The following is a 24,909-nucleotide window of genomic DNA, read 5'->3' on the forward strand; positions in this document are numbered from 1 at the left end:
CCGCCGGGAAACGAACGAGTCGCTCCGTGCCGTCCGGGTCACTGTTCACCGGGAACCCGGGCTCGCCCCGGGGCGCCGGCGGTGGTTCCGGAACCGAACCGCGCGGGCCGGAAACCGGCCAGCTCCGCGGCTGGTGTCCCCGCCAACACCTCCCCGGCCACCATGGGCGCGAGTGCCGGCGCCAGGGTCACGCCGCTGTGGGTCACCACGGTGTACAGCCGCTGGTGGTCGTCGACGAAACCGCACACGGTCAGACCGTCGGCGGGAAGGGCGCGCTGACCCACCCGTACGTCGGTGACACGGGTGTGCTCCCCGCCGGTGAGAACAGCGGCGAGGCGCTCCCGGAACTCCGCGGCGATGGCGGAATCGGGTCCCCCACCGGCGATGCCCCGGTCGGCGTCCGGGTCGAGGTCCAGCCCTTGGAGGACGAGACGTCCGCCGCCGTCCGGCCGGACGTTCAGTCGCGAGGTGGTCAGTACCCGCTGTAGACGTACCGGGGCCGGCTCCGTGTAGGCCAGATACCCGCCCGTGGCCGAACCGGGCTCTCGCGGGTCGGCCACGGGAAGGTGAACGTCCGCCGTGGCCAGGAGTTCCCCGGTCCACCGGCCCGCAGCGCTGATGACGGTGTCGGCCTCCACGGTCGTGCCGTCGTCGAGGGTCGCGGTGGCACCGCCGCTGTGGGTGGCCAGCTGTGTGACCCGGGCGGGACAGAGCACGCGGACCCCTCCCGCCCGAGCGTCGGTGAGCAGCCGCCCGAGGTACTCCCCCACACGGACGTGACCCTCCTCCGGGAAGAAGGCGAGGGAACGCGCGGATTCGGGGATGCGGAGTCCCGGCTCCAGGGACCGGGCCTGTTCGGGGTCGAGCCACTCCGCCGGACACCCCCGCTCGCGCAGTCTCGCCACCGAGTTCGCGAGGACGCGCTCGTGCTCGGCGTTGTCGGCCCACTCCAGGTTGCCCGTCGGAAAGAACCAGCGCGGGCCCCGGGGGTGCGCGGCGTCCATGGCGTGGTGGGCGCGCACCCCTGCCGCGTTCAGTTCGTGGTAGCTCAGTGGGTCCTTGGCGTGCGAGTTGACCCAGGCGAACGAGGTACTGCTGGTGCCCGCACCCGGACGGGACGCTTCCAGGACCGTCACCTCGTTCCCGGTACCGGCGAGTTGGTGGGCGATGGCCAGGCCGATCACCCCGCCTCCGACAATGACGACGCGCAATGGCGGCCCTCCCTGGTTGGTCGTCCGGTTTTGAGCAGGTGACGGACGCGTGGTCACGTTCCCGTCCGTCGGAACGCCGCGGCGGTGGGCCCACGAGCGAGGCGGGTTCGGGCCGGGGCGGGGCGCTTTCGGGTGCCACCCGTTCGCACGCCGGCTCCCGTGCCACGCGGCGGGCCTTGATCTCCCGCGCATTGTCCCGCACCCTGGCACCGGAACCGGCAGTCGCTGCCCGCCCTGGCACCCGAAAGCGGGACGGGACCGGCTGTTCGGGAGCGCGACGCGAGGAGGCGAGGCCGGTGCCGCCGGTGCGTGTCATGATCGTGGGGGCTGGATCACGCGGCAGCAGCTACGCGGAATGGATCCGCCACCATCCCGAAACGGCCGAGATCGTGGCCGTGGCGGAGCCCCGCCCCCAGTACCGGGAACCTCTCGCCGAGGCGAACGACGTTCCCCCGCAGGCCCGGTTCGGCGACTGGCGTGACGCGGTGGCGCACCCGCGCCTGGCTGATGTGGCGCTCGTCTGCACACTGGACGACGCGCACCTGGAACCAGCGGTCGCGTTGGCGGAACGCGGCTACCACCTGCTGGTGGAGAAACCGCTCGCGCAGACCCCTGAGGAGTGCACGCGGATCGTGTCCGCGGCGCAGCGCAACGGGGTACTTCTCGGCGTGTGCCACGTGCTGCGCTACACCGCCTACACCCGCGTCATGAAAGAGATCGTGGACTCCGGCGGGATCGGGGAGATCGCCAGCGCCGACCACCTGGAACCGGTGGGATTCTGGCACCACGCCCACTCCTACGTGCGCGGCAACTGGCGCCGCGAGGACCACAGTGCTCCGATGCTGCTGACCAAGTCCTGCCACGACCTGGACTGGTTGCGCTACGTGCTCGGCCGCGAGGCGGTGTCGGTGTCCTCCTTCGGCAACCGCAAACACTTCCGGCCCGAGGCCGCACCTTCCGGAGCCGCGTCCCGCTGTCTGGACTGCGCGGTCGAACCCGACTGTCCCTACTCCGCCCCGCGCATCTACGGGAGTTTCCTCGACGAGGGGCACACCGGCTGGCCGCTGGACGTGCTGACGCCGCACCCCAGCCGGGAGACGGTCACTCGGGCCCTGCGTGAGGGCCCCTACGGTCGCTGCGTCTACCATTGCGACAACGACGTGGTCGACCACCAGGTGGTCGCCCTGGAATTCGCCGGCGGGGCGTCGGCGACCTTCACCATGACCGCGTTCAACCGGGCGCGTCCGCGTCAGACGTCGATCTTCGGCACGCGCGGTGAGCTGTTCTGCGATGGTGACACGATCACGCACTACGACTTCCTCAGCGGTGCCAGCAGGACCATCGAGGTCGAACCGACCGACGACGGGCGAGGCGGGTCCGGCCATGGTGGGGGCGACGGCGGGCTGCTGGCCTCGTTCCTTTCCGCGGCCGCTGCTGGCGACCCCGAGATGGTGGTGACCAGTGGGGAGGACGCGTTGCGTTCGCACATGCTGGTGTTCACCGCGGAGCGGGCACGCCGCGAGGGCAGGGTTCTCCCGGTGGAGACCGGGTGACGAACGGGGCATTCCCTGAGGTCGGCGCAGACATTGTCCCAAGTAAAAGTCTAGGTTAGCCTAACCTGGATTTCCCGTAGGAAGGTGGTCGATGTCTACACAACCGGCGTCCAGAAAACGGACTCTCAACCGGGGGCGTGTGCGGCGCGTGGAACACCTCAGTCCGCACATGGTCCGTCTCGTTCTCGGCGGTGACGGACTCTCCGCGTTCGAGGCCGGTGAGTACACCGACCACTACATCAAGCTCCTGTTCCCCCAGCCGGGGGTGGCCTACCCGGAACCGTTCGACATGGACGCCGTCCGCCGGGACATGCCGCGTGCGCAGTGGCCCGCCACCCGCACGTACACGGTGCGTTTCTGGGACCCCCAGGCACGGGAGCTCACCATTGACGTTGTCTACCACGGGGACATGGGGCTGGCTGGACCGTGGGCGGCCGCTGCCCAGCCGGGGGACGAGATCTATTTCCTCGGTCCCGGTGGCGCCTACGCTCCCGACCCCGCCGCCGACTGGCACCTGCTCGCCGGGGACGAGAGCGCCCTTCCGGCCATAGCCGCCTCAGCGGAGCGTCTGCCGTCGGGAACCCCCGCCCATGTGGTTGTCGAGGTCTCGGGGCCCGCCGAGGAACAGGAGATCCCCGCTCCGGCATCCGCCACCGTCCAATGGGTTCACCGGGAGAACCGGAGGGTGGGGGAAGCCCTGGTGGAAACGGTGCGTTCCCTCGCCCTTCCCGAGGGCAGGGGGCAGGCGTTCGTGCACGGGGAAGCGGGAGCGGTCAAGGACCTCCGGCGTTTCCTGCGGTTCGAGCGGGACATGTCCCGGGACCAACTGTCGGCGTCGGGTTACTGGAAACTCGGTAACGACGAGGACGGGTGGCAAGCCGCGAAAACGGAGTGGAACCGCGAGGTCGAGAGGGAGGAAGAAGGCCTGGCGGCGTCCCCCACCCACTGAACCCCCTGGAACGGGGGCGGTCAGACGTGAGGAACGGCCTTCTAGACGGTGCGGGCGCCGGTTACCATGTGAAGTGGTTCGGCTACCATTCCCCCTCCGAGGAGGCGCCATGTACCTCGACTCCTGCCGCGACCTCAAGTACTCCCTCCGGGAACGCACCGAGTCCCTGACCGCCGGAACCGGACTGTGGTGGCTGGGACTGGGCATCAGCCGGGACGCTTCCGGCGGTTACCGACTGGCGGTGCGTGTCACCGACACCCGCCAGGTACCGGAACTGCTGCGGCGTCTCGCCGCCGAGGCCCACGACGAGCTGGACGCCTTCTCCACCGGTGAGGTCCGCGCTCTCGGGGGGTTCACCCCGGAGGAGCTGCAGGAGCGCCACCGTCCCCTCGTCCCCGGATGCTCGGTCGGACACACGAACGTCACGGCGGGAACCCTCGGCGGCTTCGTCCGGGTCGACGGGACCGTGCACGCGCTGTCCAACAGCCACGTTCTCGCTGATTCCGGTGCGGCCGATACCGGCGACACCGTCGTACAGCCCGGACCCGCGGATGACGGGACCGCTCCCGCCGACACCGTCGGCACACTCACGGACACGGCCCCGTTGCACACGGACCAGACCAACACCGTTGACGCAGCCGTCGCCCGTATCCGGGAGGGCACCGGCTACGACCCGGCCGCCTATCCCGGGGGAAGGATCACCGAAACCACGGACGATCCCTCGTCGCATGTCGCGAAACTGGGGCGCACCACCGGCCACACGCGGGGCCGTATCACCGCCTTCGAGGTGGATGGCCTACGCGTGGCGTTCCCCGTCGGGGAATTGGAGTTCGACAACCAGATCGAAATCACCGGAGAAACCGGGGGGTTCAGTGAGGGCGGCGATTCCGGTTCGCTGATCTGGGACGAGGAGGCGCGTGCCGCGTTGGGGCTCCTGTTCGCGGGTAGCCAGTCCGGAGGACCGAACGGCAGCGGGTTGACCTATGCCAACCCGATCCGGGAGGTGCTGGAGGCACTCGCCGCTGAACTGGTGGGATACGGGGATGAGCACGCTGGAGCACGCCCGTGAGGCCAAACGGCTCGTACGCGAACGGTTCGGTGCCGATCCCCGGGTGGTGGGGGTCGGCATCACCAGGGACACAGCGGCCGGTTACACCGTCGAGGTGCGGCTGGCGAGCAGACTGGACGTGACACCGCCCGGTCAGGTGCGCTCCGAGATCGGTGGCGACACGGCTGAGGTTCCGGTGAGCTGGAGGGTCACGGGACCGGTCCGGCCGAGTGAGGCGTAAGGACCTCCCACCGGGTTGCACGGTGAACCGAGGGGAAGCCGCGGGTAGCCACCCCTGCGGGACAGGGCGTAGGGCTCACTCCATGTCGTCGCGGATCTGCTTCAGGTAGCGGATGGTTTCCGAAGCTGGGAGCGCCTCGAGGCACAACCGGTCCATGACCACCATGTAATGGTCCGTCTCGTCGGGTTTGTCGAAGTAGACGGCGCTGGTGAGCTGTTCCAGGTAGACCACGTCCGGCAGGTCCGCCCCGTTGAACCGCAGGATGCTGAACGGTCCGCCGGCAGCAGCATGCCCGCCCCTGTCGAAGGGGATGATCTGCAGGGTGACGTTCGACATCGCGGCCATCTCGAGGAGGTGCTCGATCTGCCCCCGCATGACGTCCGGACCGCCGAGGGGCCGCCGGAGCGCGGCCTCGTCCACAACCGCCCACACCTTGGGCGCGTTCGGACCGGTGAGACGCTGTTGCCGGGCCATGCGCAGCCGGACGCGGCGGTCGACCTCGACATCGGGGCTGCTGCCGTGGGCGAGCGTGACGACAGCGCGGGCGTAGTCCTCGCTTTGCAGCAGTCCTGGCACGAACTGCAGTTCGTAGGTCCGGATGATCGAGGCGGCCTCCTCCAGACCGACGTAGACCTCGAACCAGTTCGGCAGGACATCGCTGTACTTGTGCCACCAGCCCGGGGAGTTGGCCTGCCGGGCGAGGTTGAGGAGGGACTCGCGCTCCTCCGGGGAGGTCACCCCGTAGAGGGTGAGAAGGTCAGCGACGTCACGCTCCTTGAAACTGACCTGGCCCAGTTCCAGACGGCTGATCTTGGCGTGTGAGGCCCGGATCTCGTACCCAGCGCTCTCGCGCGTGATGCCCTTCTCGGTGCGCAGCCGACGCAGCTGGGTTCCCAGCAGAATGCGCAGTACGGTGGGTCCACCGCGAGAGTACTCAACGACACTGGCGGGTGCTGTGTTCTCGCCTACCCGAGCTAAATCCATACGTTCCCCTCAGATCTCCTGGCGATAGCGCCAGTCAATCAGATGTAAAGAGAACCCGTCGATTGTTCGTGTTGACCGACAGCGACTGGCCTGTAGTCCGGGGTCAATCTACCCATTATGGCCACTACGCGCGAGTAGTCCAGGGTATGCGGCGAGAGACGACGCGGGAAATTCGGCTGGAACGTGGCCTGACGCGCGCAAACGGTTGCCAGGCCACGGCAACTCTGGGAACTCAGCTGACCAGGTAGTCGAAATCGCCCTGTTTCGCACCCTGCACGAAAGCCGTGACCTCGGCCGGTGTATAGACCAGCGCGGGGCCGTTCGGATCCCGCGAGTTGCGCATAGCTATCTCACCATGTGGCAGCTGCGCCACCTCGACACAGTTCCCGTTGGGGTTACTCAGCGTGCTCTTGTGCCACACCGCTCCCGGGATCTCGCTGGCCGGGACGCCGTTCTCGTAGCGCTGCATCGGGTTCCCCTTCCAAACATCAAATGCACGTGCATCAGTGTTTACATCGGTGTTTGCATCCGTCCTTGCACACGTAATGTAGAGCACCGGAACTGATTCACGCCAAATAGCGTTCGGTCGAGAGCGGGGGAACCGGACGGGCGCGTGTATCGGCAGACCCAGGAACTCGCAGCGAAAACGCAGGTCAGGGAATTGCTTGTCTGGCTAGTTCGAGTGTTGCCCGACGGGCGGGGCCGAGGGGCTCGGCTCGGGCGCCCTGCTTGCGGAGGGAAAATGACGCTCCGGCGAGTTTTTGGCTTAGTTTCTATAACGAAACATTTCCGCAGTGTGCGGTTGCGGGGGAAACTGTGGAGTACAGTATGCACATGCATACGTGCTTGCACATGTAAGGAACAATAAGGAAAGGTGTACGTAGCCCGATACCGCGCGCATAGCCCAACAGTGCAAGGAACGCGATGACCGCGCACTCTGCTTACTCCAGAGCCGGAGACCTGTTCGCGCAGATGAGGGGGGAACAGGTCTCCCATGACGTTGAGGACGATGGCATGTTGTGTGGGTGGCGTGGACTCTCGCGTGCCCCACTCCCGGTGGGGGAGTACGTGATCGACTCGGCCATGGCTATCCGCGGTTTGGACTTCCAGCCGGCGTCCGTGGGCGCCGCACGCACATTCACGGAGACAGTGCTGCGTGAGTGGGGTGTGGGGGAGAACTGGGAGAACGCCCGGCTCCTCGTCTCCGAACTCGTCACCAACGCGTGCACGCACGCCCGGCCCCGACGGTCGGGGACCCTCTCCGAGTGGTCCATCCAGGTGGGGCTCGTACACCGCGGTTCACACGTGAGCCTCCTCGTGTTCGACCCCAGCTATCGCGAACCGGCGCTACGTGCTCCCGACCGGTTCGTCGAGGGCGGGTGTGGACTCCGTCTGATCGAGTTCTTCAGCTCTGACTGGGGCTGGGACATTCTCGACGGCCAGGGCAAGGTGGTCTGGGCGGACATCACCATGTCTGGCCGGTCGTGAGCGGACGCCGCTGGTCGTAACCGGCGGCGTCCGCGTTCATCTTCCACCGTTGTCTCTCCCGGAGAACAGTGTGGTTTCCCCTCCGAAACGGTAGTCCGGGTGCTCCGGCGGCCGTGTGCGAACGGGAAAGCGGTCCGACAAAGCGGTCCGCTCCCCAGACGTGGAGCGGACCGTCGCCGAACCCGTTACTGGTTTTCCTGGGAGGAACCGGAATGACCCTACCCGGTGACAGCGGATCCGGGCGTGGCGTTCCCCTCGTGGTAGTTGTGCTGGAGCTGCTCATCCCCGGAAAGTTTCACGAGGTCGGATGGGTAATCGGTCATGATCGCGTCGATTCCCATTCCCATTAACCGCGCCATCTCCGGAAACTCGTTCACGGTCCATGCCGATACCGCGTACCCGTTGCGGTGGGCCTCGGTCACGATCTCGCGCGTGACGAGACTGTGGTGAGAGTTGTAGAACCGGGGTCTGAGGTCCTCCCAGAGTTCGGCCGGGGGGAGGGTCGGCTGGTCCCACGTCAGCGCGAGCTGTGCACCAGGATGCTGGGTGCGCAGGGAGCGCATCGTCTCGACCGGTCCGGTGTACAGTGCATAGCCGGAAAGCCCGTGCTCGTTGAGGACCGTCTCCGCTGCCAGAGCGGTGTCCACGGAGCGCACCTCCAGCATGAGCGGTACGGGGCGTGGACGGCTCGTATCGGACAGGACCTCCATGAGTGTGGGAACACGCTGTTCCGTCTCAGCGTTCATTGCTGCCAGTTCGGCCAGGGTGAGCTCGGAAACCGGTTGGGGTGGGCCGTGTGATGGACCTACGGTCTCCTCCCGGAGAGCGATCACATGCCGGTCCGCTGTGAGCTTGAGGTCGATGGTGACCATCCCCGCGCCTTCTGCCATCGCTGAACGGATGGCGGGGAGGGTGTTCTCCCGATACCGGATGGTGTCACCACGATGGGCGATCGCCAGCGTCATGAGGATATCTCCGCGACGGTGTCGACGATGATGCTTCCGGGGGGTACGCGCACAAGCGTGCCAAAAACTGCGGCACGTCGCGCGAAAGTCCGGAAAACCCGCTTCTGGGAACGAGGCCGGTGCGGGGTTGGGAACTGTTCCTTGTTGTGTGGGGAACAGATCACTGCGTGCTAATTTCACAACTCTCGGTGACAGTTCGGGTGTCCGGGGCTGTCCGCGCGGGAGTGCCGCCACGTGGCGGTGACCGCCGCCGGCGAGGCGATTCCCAACCCCACACACCTGGACCGGGCCCGGCAGGGGTGCGCCGACTCCAGCGCCACGCGTGCCGCCGGACGAGCCCGGACCGGCGCACGGGCCAGCGGCCCTCGCGCCGGTGGCGGCGCAGCCAGGACCGTTGTCGCCCGGCTGCACGCCCGGGTGGCCAACGCCTGTCGGGATGGGCTGCACCAGATCACGAGTCGCTTGGTGGCCGCCTACGACACCCTGGTGGTGGAGGATCTCAACGTCGTCGGGATGGTGACCAACCCCAGACTCGCCCGCCATGTGTCCGATGTCGGCATGGGTGAGCTGCGCCGCCAGCTGGAGTACAAGGCCTCCTGGCACCAGCGCCGGCTGGCGGTGGCCAACCGGTGGTTTCCCCCTCGAAGGTGTATTCCGCGTGCGGCGTGGTGAAAGCCGAACTGCGCTCGTCCACGCGGATCTTTTCCTGTGATGCCTGCGGTCTGCGCCTGGACCGCGTCCTCAACGCCGCCCGCAACCTCGCCGCCCTCGTGGCCGAGGTCACGGGAAGCACGTCCACGGAGAGCTGAGCCGGGACGCTGAACACGCCCGCTGAAAACCCGTGTACGACCGCCGCACCCGAGGGTGTCTTGGGTAGCGGGTACCGCGCCACGGGAAGACCCCGCCCCAGGGCGGCGGGGTCAACGCTGCGCTGCAAGGTGACAGCTCAGGAACACTGTCACACGTTTCCTGAACGGTGCGAGTGGTGTCACCCCGCCCGGGGCGGTGCCGGAGGGGCCAGGGCTGGGAAACTCTGGGGTAGGAGAAGCGTTTCCCGTGGCAGCGGAGACGCATGTCAGCGACGACAGACGATGAAGGCGGAAGATGATCCCCGACCAGCGCCGCGAGCATATCCTCAAGCTGCTGCAGGAGCGGCACGTCCTGAGCATCAACGAACTCACGTCCATGTTGTCCGTCTCACACATGACGGTGCGGCGGGACATCCAGGCGTTGGAGAACGACGGCAGGGTGTTGTCGGTCACGGGCGGGGTGCGTCTGGCCGCGAGGCTGAAGAGCGAACCGTCGTACCTGGCCAAGGCTCAGCTTGAGGTGCCGGCCAAGCGTGCTATCTCCAAGGCGGCCTCCGAGCTGGTGCGGGAGAACTTCACCATCTTCCTCGACGCGGGAACCACGGCTCTGCAGATGGTTCCGATGCTCACGGAAAAGGTGGGGCTGACTGTCGTGACCAACGATTTCAACGTGGTCGGACACCTCATGGAGTACCCGGGCATCGAGCTGATCCACACCGGGGGAGTGGTGTCCCATGCTGACCACTCCTCCGTGGGGCAGTTCACCGCGGACTTCCTGCGCAGGGTCAACGTCGACCTCGCGTTCATCGCCAGCAGCTCCTGGGACGTCGAACGCGGTTCGACCACCCCTTCCGAGCAGAAGGTGGTGGCCAAGCAGCAACTGTTGCGGATCGCCTCCAAGAGCGTGCTCACGGTGGACAGCACGAAGTACGGGAAGTTCGGTACCTTCCGGGTGGCGAACCTGGAGGAGTTCGACCTCATCATCACCGACGACCGCCTCTCGCAGTCAGCGGCGGAGGCCATACAGTCCCGTGACATCCAACTGCGGACCGTCTCTCCCGAGTAGGCGACTCTCCCCGGGACCGTCCACGCCGTAGCCGTCCGGCTGCGGCCCTCCTCAGTCCTCGCCGGTGTCCGGCTCCGCCGGGCAGAAAAGCTCGAGCTGGATCCCGTCGGGGTCGTTGAAGCTGAGCATGGAGCCGTAGTCGGAGTGGACGATGGGAGAGGGATCGATGTCCAACTCCGTCAGGTGCTCCTCCCAACTCTCCAACTCACCCAGACAACTGACCTGGAAGGACACGTGGTCCACACCGGCACGCCGGTGGTCGAACTTGGCTTTGAACTGGTCCTTGTGTTGGGTGACGCCGAGAACGATGCCGCACGGGTGGCGGCACTCGGTGTGCAGCCACTGCTTGCCGTCGCGTGTCTTGAACTCGGAGAAGCCCAGGACGGAACGGTAGAACTCCAGGCTGGCATCACGGTCGCGCACCGAGAGCGTAATGTGCGCGACACCGGTTACACGGGGCACGGTTACCTCTTTCCGGCGGCGCTGCGACCGAACTTTGCGTGGCGGAAACAGCGTAAGCACGCTGCCCGACTCTATTCCTCTCGACCGGCTGCGCAAACAGCTATTAACGGATGGTTAACGCGGGCTCCCGGCCCGAGCGCGGGAACGTCACCGAGACACGCCGAAGTCGGGGGTCAGAGCCGTGCTGCGGTAGCCCTCTGCCGCAGTGCTTTTGACCCCTGCGGCTCGGGCGCCAGAGGAACCGCTCCCGGCCCGTCGCTCCGCAGCGCGGTCTTTGTCCCGGACACACCGGTGGACCCGTGGCAGGGGCCGCTACCCCCGTGAGGGCTGGTCCGTTGCGAGGGGATGGGCGCGTTCTCCCCGTCCGCCCTCGGACCGGGTGGGTTGCCCACGTGGCGTTCAGTACCCTCGTGCGGTTCCGCACATGCCGCAGGCGGTGTGGTCCTTGGGATTGTTGATCCCACAGCGCGAGCAGACCCAGTTGACAGCTGCTTTCCACATGGCGTGTTCTCCTCGACGTCCCAGTGCCCGTCCAGTACGGCTGACGGTTACGGCACCGTCTCCTAAAGGGACAGCCCTCCAGGATTCGCCCAGGGGCGCCCTGGCCTTTCGGGGGGGGGGTGCCGGTACCGCCGGGAGGGGGATGGCGGCACTGCGGTGACTGACCGGTACACCGAGCACTCTAGTAACACGTTTCGTACCCGGAGAACGGGAAGACCTTTTACGGGGGAAACCGAGCGACAGGCAGGTTGCGGCGGTTCTGGAAGAATCGGCTCCCATGCATGACACATCCGCCTTGCGCGTCGTGACTGTTTTTCTCGGCCCAGGGGACACGGGTGGCAACCTGTTGGGCGTTCTGACGGAGGCCTCGGGGCTGGACCAGCGCCGTCGTCAGACGATCGCCGCTGATCTGGGGTACGCGGAGACCGTGTTCCTGGAGGACGCCGCCTCGGGTGCGCTGCGTATCCATACCCCGGAGGAGGAGCTCCCGCTGGCAGGTCATCCTCTCGTCGGTACCTCCTGGCTGCTGGGCGACCGGTGCCCCAGCGAGCTCAACCCGCCAGCGGGCCCCGTTCCCACCTGGAACGAGGGGGCAATCACCTGGATCCGTGCCGATCCCGCCTCGGCTCCTAGCTACGACATCCGGCAGTTGCCCACCCCGGACGACGTCGACGCTGTCGCGGACGGTGTCTCCGAGTCGAAACTGCACGTGTGGGCCTGGGAGGACGAGGAAGCGGGGCAGGTCCGGGCCCGCGTGTTCCCTGTCGTGGGCGGAACCAGGGAGGACGAGGCCACGGGATCCGCCGCCCTGCGGCTGGGTGCGCTGCTCGGGCGCCCGTTGGCGGTCCGGCAGGGAACCGGGTCCAGGATCGACCTCCGCCCCGGCCCCGACGGCCTCGTCGACGTGGGCGGGCGATGCGCCCTGGTGGAGACCCGCGACCACCCGTTGTCGTGAGGCCGACCGTCACGGGGCAGGCCGGACGGTTCGGCCCGACCACGGCCCCGGCACGGTGCGGGAACCGCCTGGCCGCCCCCGTGGTGGAACCTCACCGTTTCGCCTCCGCGTGCCACGCACAGGCCCCGGTGTTGCCTAAAAGGGCGTGATGCCCGGCGCCCCGTGCCGGTTCGTTCCGGGTCCACACGCCTAGGATCGTTGTCAAGGGCATCGGAGGTGGAAGGTGGAAGGTCATGACGGCGACGCGGTTGCTCGTACTGGGTGCGATGCGTGCCTTCGAGCAGGCGCACGGTTACCAGGTGCGTCGGGAACTGCTCGGTTGGGGAGTCCAACACTGGGCCAACGTCAAGCCCGGTTCCGTGTACCACGCCCTGCGCCAGCTCGCGAAAGCCGGAATGGTGCACAGTGCCGGGGTGGAGGGCAGCAACGAGGGGCCGGAGCGCGTGCTGTATGAGTTCACCGAGCAGGGGGAGGAGGAGTTCTTCCGTCTCTTGCGCACGGCCCTGTCGGACGGGGATGCCAAGCCCGAGTTCTTCAGTGCCGGGATCACGTTCATGCCCACGCTGGACCGCAGGACCGTCGTGTCCCTGCTCCGGTTTCGTCTCGCCCGGCTCGAGACCTCCCACGCGGAACTGGTCGAGTGGACGGAGGGCGAGGGGATCGCTGGAAAGCCCGCCCACATCTGGGAACTCTTCCAGTGGTGGAGATACGACATGCAGGCCGACTGCGACTTCACCCGGGACATGCTCCGGCGCGTTGAGGGGGGAGCCTACGAGCTGGCCGACGACGTGGCCGTCCCGTTCGGGAAGGGGCCGGGTTCCGGCGGCGGAGGGCCGTAGGTCCTGTTTTTCGGACGCTTGTCCTGCTGCGCGCCGCCCCGGCACGCCGCCCGGCGGCGTTCTCGTCGGTCGGCGGAGGGTCCGCTCCGCCTCCCTGGCCGGCCGTGCCGGGCGGCACCGGAGACGCCGCTCGCGGCGAACAGCGTCCAAAAACAGGACCTAACGGGCGAGTCCCTCGGTAAAAAATTTTGACTAGTTGGGTCAGGGAGGCTTAGTTTGACGCTAGTCAAATTTGTTTACGGAGGAACTGTGATCCACACGCGGGAACTCACACGGAACTTTCGGGCCAACGGTGAAACCGTCCCAGCGGTGCGCGGTGTCGACATCGATGTCGACGCGGGAGAGCTCGTCTCCTTCCTCGGACCGAACGGGGCGGGAAAGAGCACCACCATCCGCATGCTCACCACACTGTTACTGCCGACCTCGGGAAGGGCGCTCGTCGCCGGACACGACGTCGTCACCGAGCCGCGTGCCGTGCGGCGCGGTATCGGCTACGTGGGACAGGGGAACAGCGCGGGAGAGGACCAGCGCGTCGGTGAGGAGCTCGTCACCCAGGGGCGCTGTTACGGGATGTCGGCCTCCGAGGCCCGCAGCCGGGCCGGGGACCTGCTGGACATGCTGGAACTCAGCAGTGTCGCGAAGCGCAACGTGACGAAGCTGTCCGGGGGACAGCGCCGACGCCTCGACATCGCCATGGGGCTCATCCACCGTCCCGCCCTGCTCTTCCTGGACGAGCCCTCCACCGGGCTGGACCCGCACAGCAGAGCCAACCTGTGGGAGCACATCCAGCGGCTACGCCGGGATGAGGGCACGACGATCGTCCTCACCACGCACTACCTGGACGAGGCGGACGCCGTATCCCAGCGGCTCCTGGTGGTCGACCACGGCACCGTGATCGCCGACGGGAGCCCGGACGAGCTCAAGGAGAGGGTGGACGGCGACCAGATCTCCCTCACCACCGGCACACCCGACGCCGCACAGCACGCGGCCAAGGTGGCCGGCGGTATGCCGGGAACGCGCCGTGCCGAGGTGGACAGCCACGACGAGACGACGGTGCGGCTACGGGTCGACCGCGGTGACAAGGCCCTACCGGAGTTGCTGCGCACGCTCGACACCGCGGGAATCGAACCGGGGACCATCCAGGTCCACCGCCCGACGCTGGACGACGTCTTCCTCTCCCTCACCGGCCGCAGCCTGCGCGAGAACGCCGCGTAGGTGACCACCCCCGAACCCAGGAGACTTCTCGATGCGTATCCTCCACGACACGTGGCTCATCTTCGTGCGCCAGATGCGTCCCACCCTGCGCAACCCCGTGGCCGTGTTCGTGTTCGGCATGCTCCAACCGGTGCTGTACCTGGCGCTGTTCGGTCCGCTGCTCTCCGGCATGCCGGGAGCGCTGGGATCGGACTCCTGGCAGTGGTTCGTTCCGGGGTTGCTGGCCATGCTCGGCTTGTTCGGCACCGCGTTCGCCGGGTTCGGGCTGCTGCCCGAACTGCGGTCCGGTTCGCACGAGCGGCTGTTGACGACCCCGGTCAGCCGGGTGGCGCTACTGTTGGGACGTGTTCTGCGCGACATCACGGTGCTGCTGGTGCAGGCCGTGATCGTGATCGCGGCCGCCGTCCCGTTCGGCTTCGACCCCTCGTTCCCCGGGGCGGTTCTCGGACTGCTGCTGCTCGCCCTCCTCGGCGTCGGGCTGGGGATCTTCTCCTACTTGGCAGCGATGGTGGCCCGGGAGGAGTACATCTTCGCGGGCATACTGCAGACCGTGAGCCTGCCACTGATCCTGCTGTCGGGAATCCTGCTGCCGATGGATCTCGCACCGGACTGGCTCTACGCGGTGTCCCGGGCGAACCCGATCGTTTACGTCGTGGAGGCGGAACGCGCGCTGTTCGCCGGGGATCTCTCCGCCCCCTCGGTGGCCTACGGCGGAATGGTGGCCGTCGCGGTCACCGCGGTCGCCCTGGTGTTCGGAAGCCGGAGGATGCGCCGTATCAACACGTGACCCGGGTCCGGGAGAGAGGTCAGCCCCGCCGCAGCAGGTTGGCCGCCGCCACACCCACGGAGAGGACCGTCATGATGACGGCCATGGTGTGTAGCCCACCGTCCGTGACTCCGGTGCCGAAAGCGACACCGATCGCCGCCGAGGCGGTGATCGAACCGAGGAAACGGAACGTCTGGAACAGTCCGGACGCGGTGCCGATGTGGTCGGCGGGTGCCGCGCGGTACATGAGGGACTGCAACCCCAGGTTGTTGAACGCGTTCGGCAGCCCGAGCAGCGCCGCGAGTGTGACCACTGCCCACACCGGCGTTGACGTGTCCGTGAGCAGGAGTGTGGTGGAGCCGGCGAGGAGGAGCAGGCTTCCGCTCGTGAGTACGACCCGCTCTCCCCTGGTCTGCAACAGTCGCGTGACCAGGGGCATCACCAGGACACTGATGCCGGCGAGCGGAAGCACGATCATTCCGGCCAGACCCGCGTCCTTCCCTCGCGCTCCCTGCAGCCACTGCGGCAGCCCGATGAAGCCCATGTAGAACACGACGCTGACGCCGGTGTTCTGCGCGAACACTCCCACCAGCCGCCGGTTGCCACCGATCGCGGCGAGGTCGATGAACGGCGTGGTGGCGCGCCGTTCGCGCAGGAGGAAGGCGGCCCCGGAGAGCAGGGTGAGCGGGAGAAACAACCAGCGCGGTTGTTGGGAGAGCGAGAGGAGGAACCCCACCAGCGAGCCCAGCGCCAGTACGAAGGCGGCGATCCCGGGAAGGTCGAGTTCGGCGAGCAGGCTGCTCCGTGAGGACGGCGGACGTGCGGGGACGGCTGGTAGGAGGGAGAACGCCAGCACGATACCGAGCAACGTGACCGGGATGTTGACCAGCCAGATCGCCTGCCATCCCCAGGTGGACACCAGCAGTCCGCCCAGGACCGGGCCGAACGCCGCGCTGCTGGAGTTGGCGGTGGCCACGGCCGCCATCGCCGCCTGTGGGGGGCCACCGGCGAGCGTGGCGCGGAACACCGCCATCGCCGCTGGGAAAGCGACCGACGTTCCCACGGCGAGTAGTACGCGGGCGGCCACCAGGAACCATATGTTGGGGGCCAGCGGCGCGGCCGCGGAGGTCACACAGACGAGCAGTAGCCCGGCTACGAACACCCGGCGGGCTCCGAAGCGGTCGGCGAGGCGCCCCATGAGCGGCAGGCAGACGGTGGCGGCGAGGTAGAAACCGGAGATGAGCCAGGTGGCGGTGGCGAGGCCGGTGCCGTAGTGCCGTTCGATGGGCACGAGCGCCAGCGCGATCATCGACGAGTTCAACGCGTTGAGCAGCGTCCCCGGAACGACACCGGCGACGAGCCGGCGCGGCGTGCTCTCCATCGCGATGGTCCCTCAACTCGCGGCTCCGGTTGCCCAGCGGCAGGACCGGGTCGTGATCACTCGGGTCGGCTGACCTCGCGCCACCATACGGGACTGGAGAGCACCATGGTGCTCGAGGGGCGGCCGTGCTCGGAGAGGCGGTCGATGACGTCCTCGAAGTGCGGCATGGAACGGACCGCGACGAAAAGCACGCAACACGCGTCTCCCGTGACACGGTGCAGCTGGAGGATCTCCGGGCGGGACATGGTCTCCGCGTCGCGGAGCAGACACCGTGGCCCGAAGCACTCCATCCGGACCAGGGCGGTCACGGGCAGGCCCGCGGCGGCCGGGTCGACGTGCGCGTGGTAACCGGTGAGCACCCCGCTGTCGTGCATGCGGCGTACCCGTTCGGTGACGGCGGGGGCGGACAGGTTCACCCGGCGCGAGAGCTCGTTGAACGAGAGCCGGGCGTCGGCCTGTAGCTCGGCGAGGATCTGCCAATCGACACTGTCCAGCATGGTTTCCAATTGTAACCCTTACTTCTGTATTTCCTTGTGGAAGGAAGGAGAAAATCGGAAACCGGTTGTTCTGCGTCATTCATTTCGCGGGTGATGTGTCGCATGCTGACAACAGGCCGGTACCGGGGCGCAACCGTGCCGGTTGTGACGGCGTTCGCCCAGGCGGGAAAGAGGTGCCATCGATGGTTGCCACGTCGCAGGAGCCGTGGCGTTCTCCCACGGATACCGGCCAGTCCGGTCGAGGAGACGGGGATCCCTCGCTCGCCGCCGGTCAGGCCGTCGGCTACATGCGCTACGGCGGGATCGACACGCTGCTCACCCTGCAGCGGCCGTTGAGCAGCGAACCGGAGGAGTACTCCTTCCTCGTCACGACCCAGGTGATGGAACTGCTGTTCGCTCTGGTGCGGCAGCGCTGGGAACGGGCGCGGGATGAGCTGGAGGCGGACAGTGTCACCCGGGCCTGCGCCGAGCTGCGCCGCGCGCACCACGCCCAGGACGTGCTCGTCCAGTCGTGGCAGCTTCTGGAGACGCTGACACCCACCGAGTTCGCGCGGTTCCGGGAGGAACTGGGGGCGGCCTCCGGGTTCCACTCCCCGAACTATCGCCACCTGGAGTTCCTCCTGGGCAACAAGTCCGCCGCCATGGTGCGGCCCTACGACGGGATGCCGGAGATCAGCGCCCCGCTGGAACAGGCCCTGATACAACCGGGCCTCTACGACGCCGCCCTGCGGCTGTTGCGCCGCGCTGGCCTACCGGTCCCTGCCGAACGGGCCGAACGGGACTGGAGCCAGCCCTACACTCCCCACACCGAGGTGGAGCGTGCCTGGGCGGAGGTGTACGCCGACGACCGGCCGGAGAACGAGCTTTTCACGTTGGCGGAGACACTGGTGGACACTGCCGAGCGGGTCACCCGGTGGCGGCACCGGCACCTGATGGCGGTCAAACGTTCGTTGGGAGCCAAGCCGGGGACGGGCGGCTCGGCCGGTCTGGAATGGCTGGCCAGAAACGCCCAGCAGGACGTGTTCCCGGAACTGTGGTCGCTGCGCGGCAACATCTGAGACATTCGGGTTCTGCGTAACGGAAGGGAATGCGGTGACGAGGAACACTCCCACGCGCGAGGAGTGCGCACGGCTGGACGCCCGGGACCCGCTCGCCCGGTTCCGTTCCGAGTTCGTACTTCCCGAGGGAACCATCTACCTCGACGGCAACTCCCTGGGTGCCCTGCCCGCAGCCACGCCGGAGCGGGTGGCGGCACTGGTGGAGCAGGAGTGGGGGCAGCACCTCGTACGGAGCTGGAACGACGCGGGGTGGTGGGAGAAACCCCGGGACCTGGGGGCGAAGGTGGCACCGCTCATCGGTGCTGCCGCGCACGAGGTGGTCGTGGGGGACGGGACCTCGGCGAACCTGTTCAAGGTGCTCGTCGCCGCGCTGCGGTTGAACCCCCGACGTCGTGTCGTGGTGGGTGAGTCGGGCAACTTCCCCACCGACCTGTACATCACCCAGGGCGTGACGGAGCTGATGGGGGTCTCCGAACGCCGGTACGACCCGCGACGACAGAGCCTGCGTGAGGCGCTGGCCCCCGGGGACGCGGCAGTGGTGCTCCTCAGCCACGTCGACTACCACACGGGGGAGCTGCGCGACATGGCGGAGATCACCCGCATGGCGCACGAGAGCGGGGCGCTGGTGGTCTGGGACCTGTGCCACAGCGTAGGAGCTCTCCCGGTCCACCTGTCGGAGTGCGGCGTCGACTTCGCTGTCGGCTGTACGTACAAGTACCTCAACGGTGGCCCGGGAGCGCCGGCTTTCACGTACGCGGCGGAACGGCACCACGACACGGCACGCCAGCCGCTCTCCGGGTGGCACGGTCACGCGCGCCCGTTCGACTTCGCCGGCGAGTACCAGCCCGCCGAGGGCGCCACCCGTTTTCTCAGCGGTTCGCAACCGCTCGTGGCCGACGCCGCGCTCGAGGCCAGTCTGGACATGTGGCTCCGCGCCGACCTGGGCGAGGTGCGTGCGAAGAGCCTCGCCATGACCGAGCTGTTCATCGAACTCACCGCTGCGGCGGGGTTCGGGGTGGTGACCCCGCTGCCAGCGGCTCGACGCGGCAGCCAGGTCTCGCTGTCCCATCCCGATGGCTACCCCGTCATGCAGGCGCTGATCGAGCGCGGTGTGATCGGGGACTTCCGTGCTCCGGACGTGCTGCGTTTCGGTTTCACTCCGCTTTACGTGGGCTACGTGGACGTTTTCGACGCGGCGGCCTGCCTACGGGACGTGGTGGAGACCGGTGTGTGGCGCGCTCCGCGCTTCTCCCGCCGCTCACAGGTGACCTGAGGCCGGCGTCCGTGACCCCACGGTGAGACTCGGATCACACCCGGGTGTGGCAGAGCTCCCAGTTGCTGCTGTTTTGCCTTTCGATTCCCCTATGTGCCGGAAGTTTGGCATGCGCATAAAGAGGGAACCCCGCGGCAATTCATATTTTTACCCGATCTCCTTGCTTGTTTTACTTTTTCATGGGTTAGAGTCTTTCGTGATCGGTTCGTGATCTGGAGTTGACGATCGGATCACCACCGATGCCGGGCCCCGGACGTGCCACACGTCCGGGAAAGAGACCCCCATCCACAGCGGGCGGGCACACTTCCCGTGCCCAGGGCCATCCTCTCCATCGATGGCGGACACGCCCGTGCGTCTGCCGCCCCAGTCGCGGTAAACCCCAGGCATAAGACGGTTTTTACCCGCCCGAACGGCGGGTTCAGGACACCTGTGCCTCTTGTGCTGCCGGTCTCGCTCGGCCCCGTTCCCCGACCTGGTTTTGATTCATGAGTTCTGACAATCCTGTACAGACCGGCGAAGTAAAAGCTTCCTATTTCTGGGACGACGGATCCGGAATCAACGGAGACACTGGTGCTCCCGCGTCCGGAGAGCCGATGCAGAAGGGGCTCTTCGCCAGCCCGAGCTGGCCCCTCGGAACCGAGGGCTACGTCGAGTACAACGGAAAGAAGGCCGACTTCTTCATCGGAGACCGCGGCCCGGGGCATCCGGCTGAGGGCTGCGATGTCCTGCTCGACCTGGACGGCAAGACGTTCGCCGAGCTGACCGACTCCTCGTGGAACTCCGACAGCCTCACCGTCAGCGGCGGCCAGGGCCACCTCGAGGACCTCAGTTACACCATCACCAAGTGGGGAGACGGCCACGGCGACGAGGGTGCCCCGCACCCCATGGGCTCCCCCAACGAGAAGTGCGACGGCGCTGTGTCGCAGCTCCCGGAGGAAGAGGAAGCGGCCGACGGGAAGGACAAGGAGCAGCAGAAGTCCGACCCGCAGCCGCAGGACAACGAGCAGCAAAAGGCCGAGCAGGGCCAGCAGGAGGAGCAAGCCCAGCCCGAGGAGGATCAGCAGGAAGCCGAGGGCCAGCCACAGGAGCAGCAGGAGGCTGACGGGCAACCGGAAGACGAGTCCTCCGATGGCAGCAGTACCCAGGCCGAAACCGCAGCAAACGACATGTCGGGCATATCTTTGGTGGGGAACGATCTCCCCCTCGCGTCCGGCGCTCTGCTGCTGGCGCTCCTTCCCGCCCTCCTCGTGGCGTTCATCTTCGCCAAGCGTCCCAGTGCCGTGTTCAGCGCGGCCGGCGGGAACAACAGCGGCCGTCACCGCCTCGCCTCACTACGCACCATCGAGGGCTGGCGTCGGCTGCCGTCCACCCTGGCGACCGAGGGGCGCCGTTACGCGCAGTCGGTCCGGGAGTCGGACGGGGTGCGCCGTGCCCAGGAACGCGCGGCCCAGACCTGGCAACGTGTCACCTCCGGGTTGCGCAAGTAATCCGACGGATCACGTGTACCTGCCCTGAACCCGCAGGGGCCCGTGCCGGCTCAGACGTCGTCCAGCAGCACCGCCGGCCGTTCCACGCAGTCGGCGACGAAACGGAGGAAGCCGCCTGCCTGGCCACCGTCACAGACCCGATGGTCGAACGCCAGGGTCAGCTCGGTGACCGGACGAACCTCGAGCTGGTCACCGCACACCCACGGCCGGTTGACGATCCGGCCCATACCGAGGATGGCGGCTTCCGGATGGTTGATGACCGCAGCGGAACCGTCGACACCGAAAACCCCGTAGTTGTTCACGGTGAAGGTGCCGCCGCTCAGCTCGGCGGGTGCCAGGGAGCCCGAACGCGCGGCTTCCGTCCGCTGCCGCAACTCGGCGGAGAGCTCCCGTAGGCTCCTGTGCTGCGCGCCGTGGAGGACGGGCACGAGAAGTCCCCGGGAAGTCTGGGCGGCAAAACCCAGGTTGACACCGGAGAACCGCACGACCTCCTCACGCGCGGCGTCGAACCGGGAGTTGAGCTCCGGGAAGCGCCGCAGCCCGAGCAGGCAGAACTTCGCCAGAAGGCCGAGCACGCTCACCGGCCGTTGGGGGTCGGAGGCGTTCAGAGCGGAACGGGCGTCCAGCATGCCGGTGGCGTCAGCGTCCACCCACACCGTCGCCTCGGGAATCTCCCGGCGGGAGCGGGCGACCCGTTCGGCCATGGCGCGGTGTGCCGGGCCCAACGGGACGCGTTGGGCCTCCGCGGCGTGTGCGGCCGTGTCGGAAGCGGAGGCTTGCTGCCGGGACGCGAGGGTGCCGATGGCTTCCTCGACATCCCGCCGCAGCACCATGCCGCCCGTTCCACTCCCCGACAGCTCCGTGACGTCGATCCCGTACTCGCGCGCCCGACGCCGGACCAGCGGTGACACCACCGGGACACGTCCCGTCCCTCGCTCGTGGGAGGCGGACGCCGCCCCGGACGCCATTGTCCGGGACGTGTCCGCCCCAGCGGCGCGCCGCCGTGTGCGGGCGCCCGTCTTCACTCCGGAACCCACCAGGACGGCACCGGAAACCGTGTCACCCGCGCTGTCGTAGCGCCCGCCACCGTTCGGGGCCTCTGCCGCCGGCTCCCCGGCCCCCTCGAACCGAGTCCGGTCCGTCGGAGTGGAGCCGTCGACGGTGGAGCTGTCGACACTGAGCAGTGTTGCCCCGACCCCGATGGTTTCACCGGCAGCGGCGTGCAGGGCGGACACACGCCCCGAGAACGGTACGGGGACCTCGACCGTGGTCTTCGCGGTCTCCACCTCGGCCACCGGCTGGTCCACTGCCACCGTGTCCCCGACCGCGACCAGCCATCGCAGTAGTTCGGCCTCGGTCAATCCCTCGCCGAGATCGGGGAGAGCGAACTGTTCGACGGACGCGTTCATGCGCGTGCCTCCGGCCGGCTGGGGTGCTGTGCGGTTGCGTCGGGGCGCTCGGGTGGGGGCGACTGCGCCGGAACCCAGGTGGACTCCCACTGCAGCCGGTCGATGGCATCCAGGATCCGGTCCACGTGCGGCAGGTGGTGCTCCTCGAGGGCCGGCGGGGGGTACGGGATGTCGAAGCCGCCGACACGTAGCACCGGGGCTTCCAGGTAGTGGAAACACGCCTCGGTCACCCGGGAGGCCACCTCCGCGCCGTAACCGCCGAAAGTGGAGGCTTCGTGCACCACGAGCGCCCGCCCCGTCCGGCGCACCGAGGCGGCGACGGTCGTGTCGTCGAACGGGGACAGGCTGCGGAGGTCGATCACCTCGACGCTCCGCCCCGTCTCGTTCGCGGCCTCGGCCGTCTCCAGGGCGGTGGCCACCATCGGCCCGTAGGCGAGCAGGGTGACGTCCTCGCCCGCGCGCCGCACCACCGCCTGTTCCATGGGTTCGGTGCGCAGGGGGGTCTCCACCTCCGCCGTGTTCCAGTACCGGCGTTTGGGCTCCAGGAAGATCACCGGGTCGGGAGCCTCGACCGCTTCCCGCAACATCGAGTAACCGTCAGCGGGGGTGGCGGGAGTGACCACCCGCAGACCAGGAGTGTGCGCGTAGTAGGCCTCGGAGGAGTCCGCGTGGTGCTCGACCGCGCCGATCCCCCCGCCGTAGGGGATCCGGATCACGAGGGGAAGCTCCACACTTCCCCGGGTGCGGTTACGCATCTTGGAGACGTGCGAGACGATCTGTTCGAATGCGGGATACGCGAAAGCGTCGAACTGCATCTCCACCACCGGGCGCTGGCCGTACATGGCCATGCCGACAGCCGTCCCGACGATGCCGGCCTCGGCGATGGGGGAGTCGAAGCACCGTTCGGAACCGAACTCCGACGCCAGGCCGTCCGTGACCCGGAACACTCCGCCGAGCCGGCCGACGTCCTCGCCGTACACCAGGACGTCGGGGTCGTGGGCCAGTGCGTCCCGCAGCGCCTGATTGAGAGCCCGTGCCAGGCTGATCTCTCCCATTCAGCCCTCCTGGATCTCGCCGAGTAGTTCCTGGCGTTGCCGCGCCAGCAGAGCGGGAGCGGAGCCGTAGACGTGGGAGAACAGCTCGCTGGGAGTCGGACGCCCGTCCGTTGCGACCCTCTCCCGCACCCGGGAGGCCACCTGTTCGGCCTGGGCCTCGATGCGTTCCATCTCTCCGTCGTCCAGCAGGCCCTCGGCGCGTAACAGCGTCTCGAGCCGTTGCACCGGGTCGCGCTCCGCCCACTGTCTGGCCTCGTCCTCGTCGCGGTAGCGCCGGGGATCGTCGGAGTTGGTGTGCGGCCCGCGACGGTAGGTCCGGGCCTCGATGATCGTCGGCCCGGCGCCGGAACGGCCCTCCGCCAGTGCGTGGGAGACCACAGCGTGGACGGCCGCGGCGTCGTTCCCGTCCACGTGGTAGCCGCGCATCCCGTAGCCGAGCGCCTTGTGCGCCAGGGTGGGGGCGGCCGACTGTTCCCGGACCGGGACGCTGATCGCCCAGTGGTTGTTCTGGATCAGGAACACGACCGGCGTGTTCCAGACCGCGGCGAAGTTGTAGGCCTCGTGGGCGTCGCCTTCACTGGTGGCGCCGTCTCCCATCAGGACCAGAGCGGCGGCGTTCTCTCCGCGCCGCCGTGCCGCGTAGGTGAGCCCCACAGCGTGTGAGGCGTTGGTGGCCAGCGGGGTGCACTGCGGAGCGCAACGGTGGGTCTCGGCGTCGTAACCACTGTGCCAGTCACCACGGAGCAGGGTGAGTACCTCGACCGGGTCCACACCACGGGAGACGAGGGACACACAGTCGCGGTAGGTGGGGAAGAGCCAGTCGCGCTGCGCCAGAGCCAGCGTTCCGCCGACCTGGCACGCCTCCTGGCCGCGGGAGGAGGGGTACACCGCGAGTCGCCCCTGCCGGGCGAGGGTGCTGGCCTGGTTGTCGAAGCGCTGTCCGATGACCATCGCCCGCAACAGCGCGACCAGGGTGCTGTGGTCGGGGGAGTCGAAGGCTGGTCCGGAGACGCGGCTCCCGTCCGGGGCCACCAACCGCAACGGTTCCAACGAGGGGAGTGGAGGAACCGGTGCGGGCTGCTCATCTGTGCGCTTCATGTCTTGAATATGAGCTACATCACCGCATAGTGTCCATATCTCATGCGTGAAACCAGACATCTGGCTTCTGTTCTGGCTTCTGTCGACAATTCGTCTACTTTGTCCATGATTTGGACACTATGAGGTGAGACACATGTCCGCCGACATCGACAGCATCGACCGGACCATCATCGACCTGTTGCGCAACGACGGGCGCATGTCCGTCCGAGCGCTCGCGGAACAGGCGCACATCTCGCGAGCGAACGCCTACGCCCGCCTGGGGCGGTTGCGCAACAGCGGGGTCATCACCGGATTCAGCGCCACCGTCGATCCCGAGAAGTGCGGGAGAGGGCTGGCGGCGTACGTCTCGGTACGTATCGACCAGCACTCGTGGGAGAAGTTCCGGGACTACCTGCGGGACATTCCCGAGGTGGACCACGCGGCTCTGGTCTCGGGTGACGTGGACCTGCTCCTGCTCGTGCGCGTCGCCGACGCCGAGGCGCTCCGGATCTTCGTCCTGGAGCGTCTGCAGCGCATACCGGAGGTCCGCAGCACGCAGACCATGTTCATCCTCGACGAGCCCTGCAGCGGGGAGTGGGGATGAACGCGTAACCGGTCAG

Annotated in this window: 26 protein-coding genes; 16 read left to right on the forward strand and 10 right to left on the reverse strand. The window is 67.8% G+C overall.

Annotated features, from left to right (window positions below):
• Nucleotides 1–38: 38 nt before the first annotated feature.
• On the reverse strand, nucleotides 39–1,403 hold the full coding sequence (locus tag FHX37_RS05305) for an NAD(P)/FAD-dependent oxidoreductase (protein WP_342777596.1): 1,365 nt from the start codon (nucleotides 1,401–1,403) through the stop codon (nucleotides 39–41).
• Nucleotides 1,404–1,507: 104 nt separating this feature from the next.
• Here FHX37_RS05305 and FHX37_RS05310 point away from each other — a divergent pair, with 104 nt between their 5' ends.
• The 4 genes from FHX37_RS05310 (at nucleotide 1,508) to FHX37_RS05325 (ending at nucleotide 5,002) form a co-directional block, all read left to right on the forward strand.
• Nucleotides 1,508–2,764 carry a Gfo/Idh/MocA family protein gene (locus FHX37_RS05310; protein WP_141922431.1) on the forward strand — a complete coding sequence of 419 codons (1,257 nt, stop codon included), beginning with the start codon at nucleotides 1,508–1,510 and terminating at the stop codon, nucleotides 2,762–2,764.
• Nucleotides 2,765–2,855: 91 nt separating this feature from the next.
• Nucleotides 2,856–3,713 (forward strand): siderophore-interacting protein, encoded by an 858-nt coding sequence (locus FHX37_RS05315; protein WP_141922432.1) that lies wholly within the window; start codon nucleotides 2,856–2,858, stop codon nucleotides 3,711–3,713.
• Nucleotides 3,714–3,822: 109 nt separating this feature from the next.
• Nucleotides 3,823–4,782 (forward strand): chymotrypsin family serine protease, encoded by a 960-nt coding sequence (locus tag FHX37_RS05320; protein ID WP_141922433.1) that lies wholly within the window; start codon nucleotides 3,823–3,825, stop codon nucleotides 4,780–4,782.
• Nucleotides 4,757–5,002 carry a hypothetical protein gene (locus FHX37_RS05325; RefSeq protein ID WP_141922434.1) on the forward strand — a complete coding sequence of 82 codons (246 nt, stop codon included), beginning with the start codon at nucleotides 4,757–4,759 and terminating at the stop codon, nucleotides 5,000–5,002. The genes FHX37_RS05320 and FHX37_RS05325 overlap by 26 nt, the downstream gene beginning before the upstream one ends.
• A gap of 75 nt (nucleotides 5,003–5,077) precedes the next feature.
• Here FHX37_RS05325 and FHX37_RS05330 read toward each other — a convergent pair whose 3' ends face one another.
• Nucleotides 5,078–5,986, reverse strand: coding sequence for a helix-turn-helix domain-containing protein (locus FHX37_RS05330; protein WP_141922435.1), 909 nt, complete (start codon nucleotides 5,984–5,986; stop codon nucleotides 5,078–5,080).
• Nucleotides 5,987–6,218: 232 nt separating this feature from the next.
• Nucleotides 6,219–6,455, reverse strand: a complete 237-nt coding sequence (locus FHX37_RS05335) for a DUF397 domain-containing protein (protein ID WP_141922436.1) — start codon at nucleotides 6,453–6,455, stop codon at nucleotides 6,219–6,221.
• 599 nt (nucleotides 6,456–7,054) lie between these two features.
• Here FHX37_RS05335 and FHX37_RS05340 point away from each other — a divergent pair.
• The gene (locus tag FHX37_RS05340; RefSeq protein ID WP_246062097.1) at nucleotides 7,055–7,474 is read left to right on the forward strand and encodes an ATP-binding protein; all 420 of its coding nucleotides are present in this window, start codon (nucleotides 7,055–7,057) and stop codon (nucleotides 7,472–7,474) included.
• Nucleotides 7,475–7,692: 218 nt separating this feature from the next.
• On the opposite strand, the gene FHX37_RS05345 is transcribed toward FHX37_RS05340, so the two are convergent.
• A complete protein-coding gene (locus FHX37_RS05345) occupies nucleotides 7,693–8,439 on the reverse strand; it encodes a glycerophosphodiester phosphodiesterase (RefSeq protein WP_141922438.1) in 747 nt (248 codons plus the stop codon).
• A 234-nt stretch (nucleotides 8,440–8,673) separates the two neighbouring features.
• Between FHX37_RS05345 and FHX37_RS05350 the strand changes: the two genes are divergently transcribed.
• The 3 genes from FHX37_RS05350 to FHX37_RS05360 all read left to right on the forward strand — a co-directional run bounded on the left by FHX37_RS05350 (nucleotide 8,674) and on the right by FHX37_RS05360 (nucleotide 10,314).
• Nucleotides 8,674–9,111, forward strand: coding sequence for an RNA-guided endonuclease InsQ/TnpB family protein (locus FHX37_RS05350; RefSeq protein ID WP_170181506.1), 438 nt, complete (start codon nucleotides 8,674–8,676; stop codon nucleotides 9,109–9,111).
• Nucleotides 9,105–9,248, forward strand: a complete 144-nt coding sequence (locus FHX37_RS05355) for a hypothetical protein (RefSeq protein ID WP_170181507.1) — start codon at nucleotides 9,105–9,107, stop codon at nucleotides 9,246–9,248. Before FHX37_RS05350 ends, FHX37_RS05355 begins: the two co-directional genes overlap by 7 nt.
• Nucleotides 9,249–9,543: 295 nt before the next feature.
• Nucleotides 9,544–10,314 (forward strand): DeoR/GlpR family DNA-binding transcription regulator, encoded by a 771-nt coding sequence (locus FHX37_RS05360; RefSeq protein WP_141922441.1) that lies wholly within the window; start codon nucleotides 9,544–9,546, stop codon nucleotides 10,312–10,314.
• 51 nt (nucleotides 10,315–10,365) lie between these two features.
• On the opposite strand, the gene FHX37_RS05365 is transcribed toward FHX37_RS05360, so the two are convergent.
• Complete coding sequence (locus tag FHX37_RS05365; RefSeq protein WP_141922442.1) at nucleotides 10,366–10,776, reverse strand: VOC family protein; 411 nt, start codon at nucleotides 10,774–10,776, stop codon at nucleotides 10,366–10,368.
• 778 nt (nucleotides 10,777–11,554) lie between these two features.
• On the opposite strand from FHX37_RS05365, the gene FHX37_RS05370 reads away from it, so the two are divergent.
• The 4 genes from FHX37_RS05370 (at nucleotide 11,555) to FHX37_RS05385 (ending at nucleotide 15,073) form a co-directional block, all read left to right on the forward strand.
• Complete coding sequence (locus tag FHX37_RS05370) at nucleotides 11,555–12,232, forward strand: PhzF family phenazine biosynthesis protein (RefSeq protein ID WP_141922443.1); 678 nt, start codon at nucleotides 11,555–11,557, stop codon at nucleotides 12,230–12,232.
• 233 nt (nucleotides 12,233–12,465) lie between these two features.
• Nucleotides 12,466–13,071, forward strand: coding sequence for a PadR family transcriptional regulator (locus FHX37_RS05375; RefSeq protein ID WP_141922444.1), 606 nt, complete (start codon nucleotides 12,466–12,468; stop codon nucleotides 13,069–13,071).
• 249 nt (nucleotides 13,072–13,320) lie between these two features.
• Nucleotides 13,321–14,286, forward strand: a complete 966-nt coding sequence (locus tag FHX37_RS05380) for an ATP-binding cassette domain-containing protein (protein ID WP_141922445.1) — start codon at nucleotides 13,321–13,323, stop codon at nucleotides 14,284–14,286.
• A 31-nt stretch (nucleotides 14,287–14,317) separates the two neighbouring features.
• On the forward strand, nucleotides 14,318–15,073 hold the full coding sequence (locus tag FHX37_RS05385) for an ABC transporter permease (RefSeq protein WP_141922446.1): 756 nt from the start codon (nucleotides 14,318–14,320) through the stop codon (nucleotides 15,071–15,073).
• 19 nt (nucleotides 15,074–15,092) lie between these two features.
• Here FHX37_RS05385 and FHX37_RS05390 read toward each other — a convergent pair whose 3' ends face one another.
• On the reverse strand, nucleotides 15,093–16,433 hold the full coding sequence (locus FHX37_RS05390; RefSeq protein WP_141922447.1) for an MFS transporter: 1,341 nt from the start codon (nucleotides 16,431–16,433) through the stop codon (nucleotides 15,093–15,095).
• 56 nt (nucleotides 16,434–16,489) lie between these two features.
• Complete coding sequence (locus FHX37_RS05395) at nucleotides 16,490–16,930, reverse strand: Lrp/AsnC family transcriptional regulator (protein ID WP_141922448.1); 441 nt, start codon at nucleotides 16,928–16,930, stop codon at nucleotides 16,490–16,492.
• A gap of 182 nt (nucleotides 16,931–17,112) precedes the next feature.
• On the opposite strand from FHX37_RS05395, the gene FHX37_RS05400 reads away from it, so the two are divergent.
• The 3 genes from FHX37_RS05400 to FHX37_RS05410 all read left to right on the forward strand — a co-directional run bounded on the left by FHX37_RS05400 (nucleotide 17,113) and on the right by FHX37_RS05410 (nucleotide 20,748).
• On the forward strand, nucleotides 17,113–17,988 hold the full coding sequence (locus FHX37_RS05400; protein ID WP_141922449.1) for a tryptophan 2,3-dioxygenase: 876 nt from the start codon (nucleotides 17,113–17,115) through the stop codon (nucleotides 17,986–17,988).
• Nucleotides 17,989–18,022: 34 nt separating this feature from the next.
• A complete protein-coding gene (gene kynU, locus FHX37_RS05405) occupies nucleotides 18,023–19,261 on the forward strand; it encodes a kynureninase (RefSeq protein WP_141922450.1) in 1,239 nt (412 codons plus the stop codon).
• A gap of 485 nt (nucleotides 19,262–19,746) precedes the next feature.
• Nucleotides 19,747–20,748 (forward strand): hypothetical protein, encoded by a 1,002-nt coding sequence (locus tag FHX37_RS05410; protein ID WP_141922451.1) that lies wholly within the window; start codon nucleotides 19,747–19,749, stop codon nucleotides 20,746–20,748.
• A 50-nt stretch (nucleotides 20,749–20,798) separates the two neighbouring features.
• Here the strand turns inward: FHX37_RS05410 and FHX37_RS05415 are convergent, their stop codons facing one another.
• From FHX37_RS05415 to FHX37_RS05425, 3 genes are read right to left on the reverse strand one after another with little or no spacing between them, the layout of a single operon-like run.
• The gene (locus tag FHX37_RS05415) at nucleotides 20,799–22,157 is read right to left on the reverse strand and encodes a dihydrolipoamide acetyltransferase family protein (protein ID WP_141922452.1); all 1,359 of its coding nucleotides are present in this window, start codon (nucleotides 22,155–22,157) and stop codon (nucleotides 20,799–20,801) included.
• Nucleotides 22,154–23,212, reverse strand: a complete 1,059-nt coding sequence (locus tag FHX37_RS05420; RefSeq protein WP_141922453.1) for an alpha-ketoacid dehydrogenase subunit beta — start codon at nucleotides 23,210–23,212, stop codon at nucleotides 22,154–22,156. Before FHX37_RS05420 ends, FHX37_RS05415 begins: the two co-directional genes overlap by 4 nt.
• A complete protein-coding gene (locus FHX37_RS05425; RefSeq protein ID WP_141922454.1) occupies nucleotides 23,213–24,310 on the reverse strand; it encodes a thiamine pyrophosphate-dependent dehydrogenase E1 component subunit alpha in 1,098 nt (365 codons plus the stop codon).
• A gap of 133 nt (nucleotides 24,311–24,443) precedes the next feature.
• Between FHX37_RS05425 and FHX37_RS05430 the strand changes: the two genes are divergently transcribed.
• Nucleotides 24,444–24,893, forward strand: coding sequence for an Lrp/AsnC family transcriptional regulator (locus tag FHX37_RS05430; RefSeq protein WP_141922455.1), 450 nt, complete (start codon nucleotides 24,444–24,446; stop codon nucleotides 24,891–24,893).
• Nucleotides 24,894–24,909 lie beyond the last annotated feature (16 nt).

The organism is Haloactinospora alba, assembly GCF_006717075.1.
GTDB lineage: Bacteria > Actinomycetota > Actinomycetes > Streptosporangiales > Streptosporangiaceae > Haloactinospora > Haloactinospora alba.

Coding starts and splice junctions, on each gene's coding strand:
- FHX37_RS05410 (WP_141922451.1), top strand. CDS start 19,747: ATGAGTTCTGACAATCCTGTACAGACCGGCGAAGTAAAAGCTTCCTAT.
- FHX37_RS05320 (WP_141922433.1), top strand. CDS start 3,823: ATGTACCTCGACTCCTGCCGCGACCTCAAGTACTCCCTCCGGGAACGC.
- FHX37_RS05370 (WP_141922443.1), top strand. CDS start 11,555: ATGCATGACACATCCGCCTTGCGCGTCGTGACTGTTTTTCTCGGCCCA.
- FHX37_RS05325 (WP_141922434.1), top strand. CDS start 4,757: ATGAGCACGCTGGAGCACGCCCGTGAGGCCAAACGGCTCGTACGCGAA.
- FHX37_RS05395 (WP_141922448.1), bottom strand. CDS start 16,930: ATGCTGGACAGTGTCGATTGGCAGATCCTCGCCGAGCTACAGGCCGAC.
- FHX37_RS05305 (WP_342777596.1), bottom strand. CDS start 1,403: ATGCGCGGGAGATCAAGGCCCGCCGCGTGGCACGGGAGCCGGCGTGCG.
- FHX37_RS05330 (WP_141922435.1), bottom strand. CDS start 5,986: ATGGATTTAGCTCGGGTAGGCGAGAACACAGCACCCGCCAGTGTCGTT.
- FHX37_RS05360 (WP_141922441.1), top strand. CDS start 9,544: ATGATCCCCGACCAGCGCCGCGAGCATATCCTCAAGCTGCTGCAGGAG.
- FHX37_RS05345 (WP_141922438.1), bottom strand. CDS start 8,439: ATGACGCTGGCGATCGCCCATCGTGGTGACACCATCCGGTATCGGGAG.
- FHX37_RS05430 (WP_141922455.1), top strand. CDS start 24,444: ATGTCCGCCGACATCGACAGCATCGACCGGACCATCATCGACCTGTTG.
- FHX37_RS05415 (WP_141922452.1), bottom strand. CDS start 22,157: ATGAACGCGTCCGTCGAACAGTTCGCTCTCCCCGATCTCGGCGAGGGA.
- FHX37_RS05375 (WP_141922444.1), top strand. CDS start 12,466: ATGACGGCGACGCGGTTGCTCGTACTGGGTGCGATGCGTGCCTTCGAG.
- FHX37_RS05390 (WP_141922447.1), bottom strand. CDS start 16,433: ATGGAGAGCACGCCGCGCCGGCTCGTCGCCGGTGTCGTTCCGGGGACG.
- FHX37_RS05315 (WP_141922432.1), top strand. CDS start 2,856: ATGTCTACACAACCGGCGTCCAGAAAACGGACTCTCAACCGGGGGCGT.
- FHX37_RS05425 (WP_141922454.1), bottom strand. CDS start 24,310: ATGAAGCGCACAGATGAGCAGCCCGCACCGGTTCCTCCACTCCCCTCG.
- FHX37_RS05400 (WP_141922449.1), top strand. CDS start 17,113: ATGGTTGCCACGTCGCAGGAGCCGTGGCGTTCTCCCACGGATACCGGC.
- FHX37_RS05335 (WP_141922436.1), bottom strand. CDS start 6,455: ATGCAGCGCTACGAGAACGGCGTCCCGGCCAGCGAGATCCCGGGAGCG.
- FHX37_RS05420 (WP_141922453.1), bottom strand. CDS start 23,212: ATGGGAGAGATCAGCCTGGCACGGGCTCTCAATCAGGCGCTGCGGGAC.
- FHX37_RS05385 (WP_141922446.1), top strand. CDS start 14,318: ATGCGTATCCTCCACGACACGTGGCTCATCTTCGTGCGCCAGATGCGT.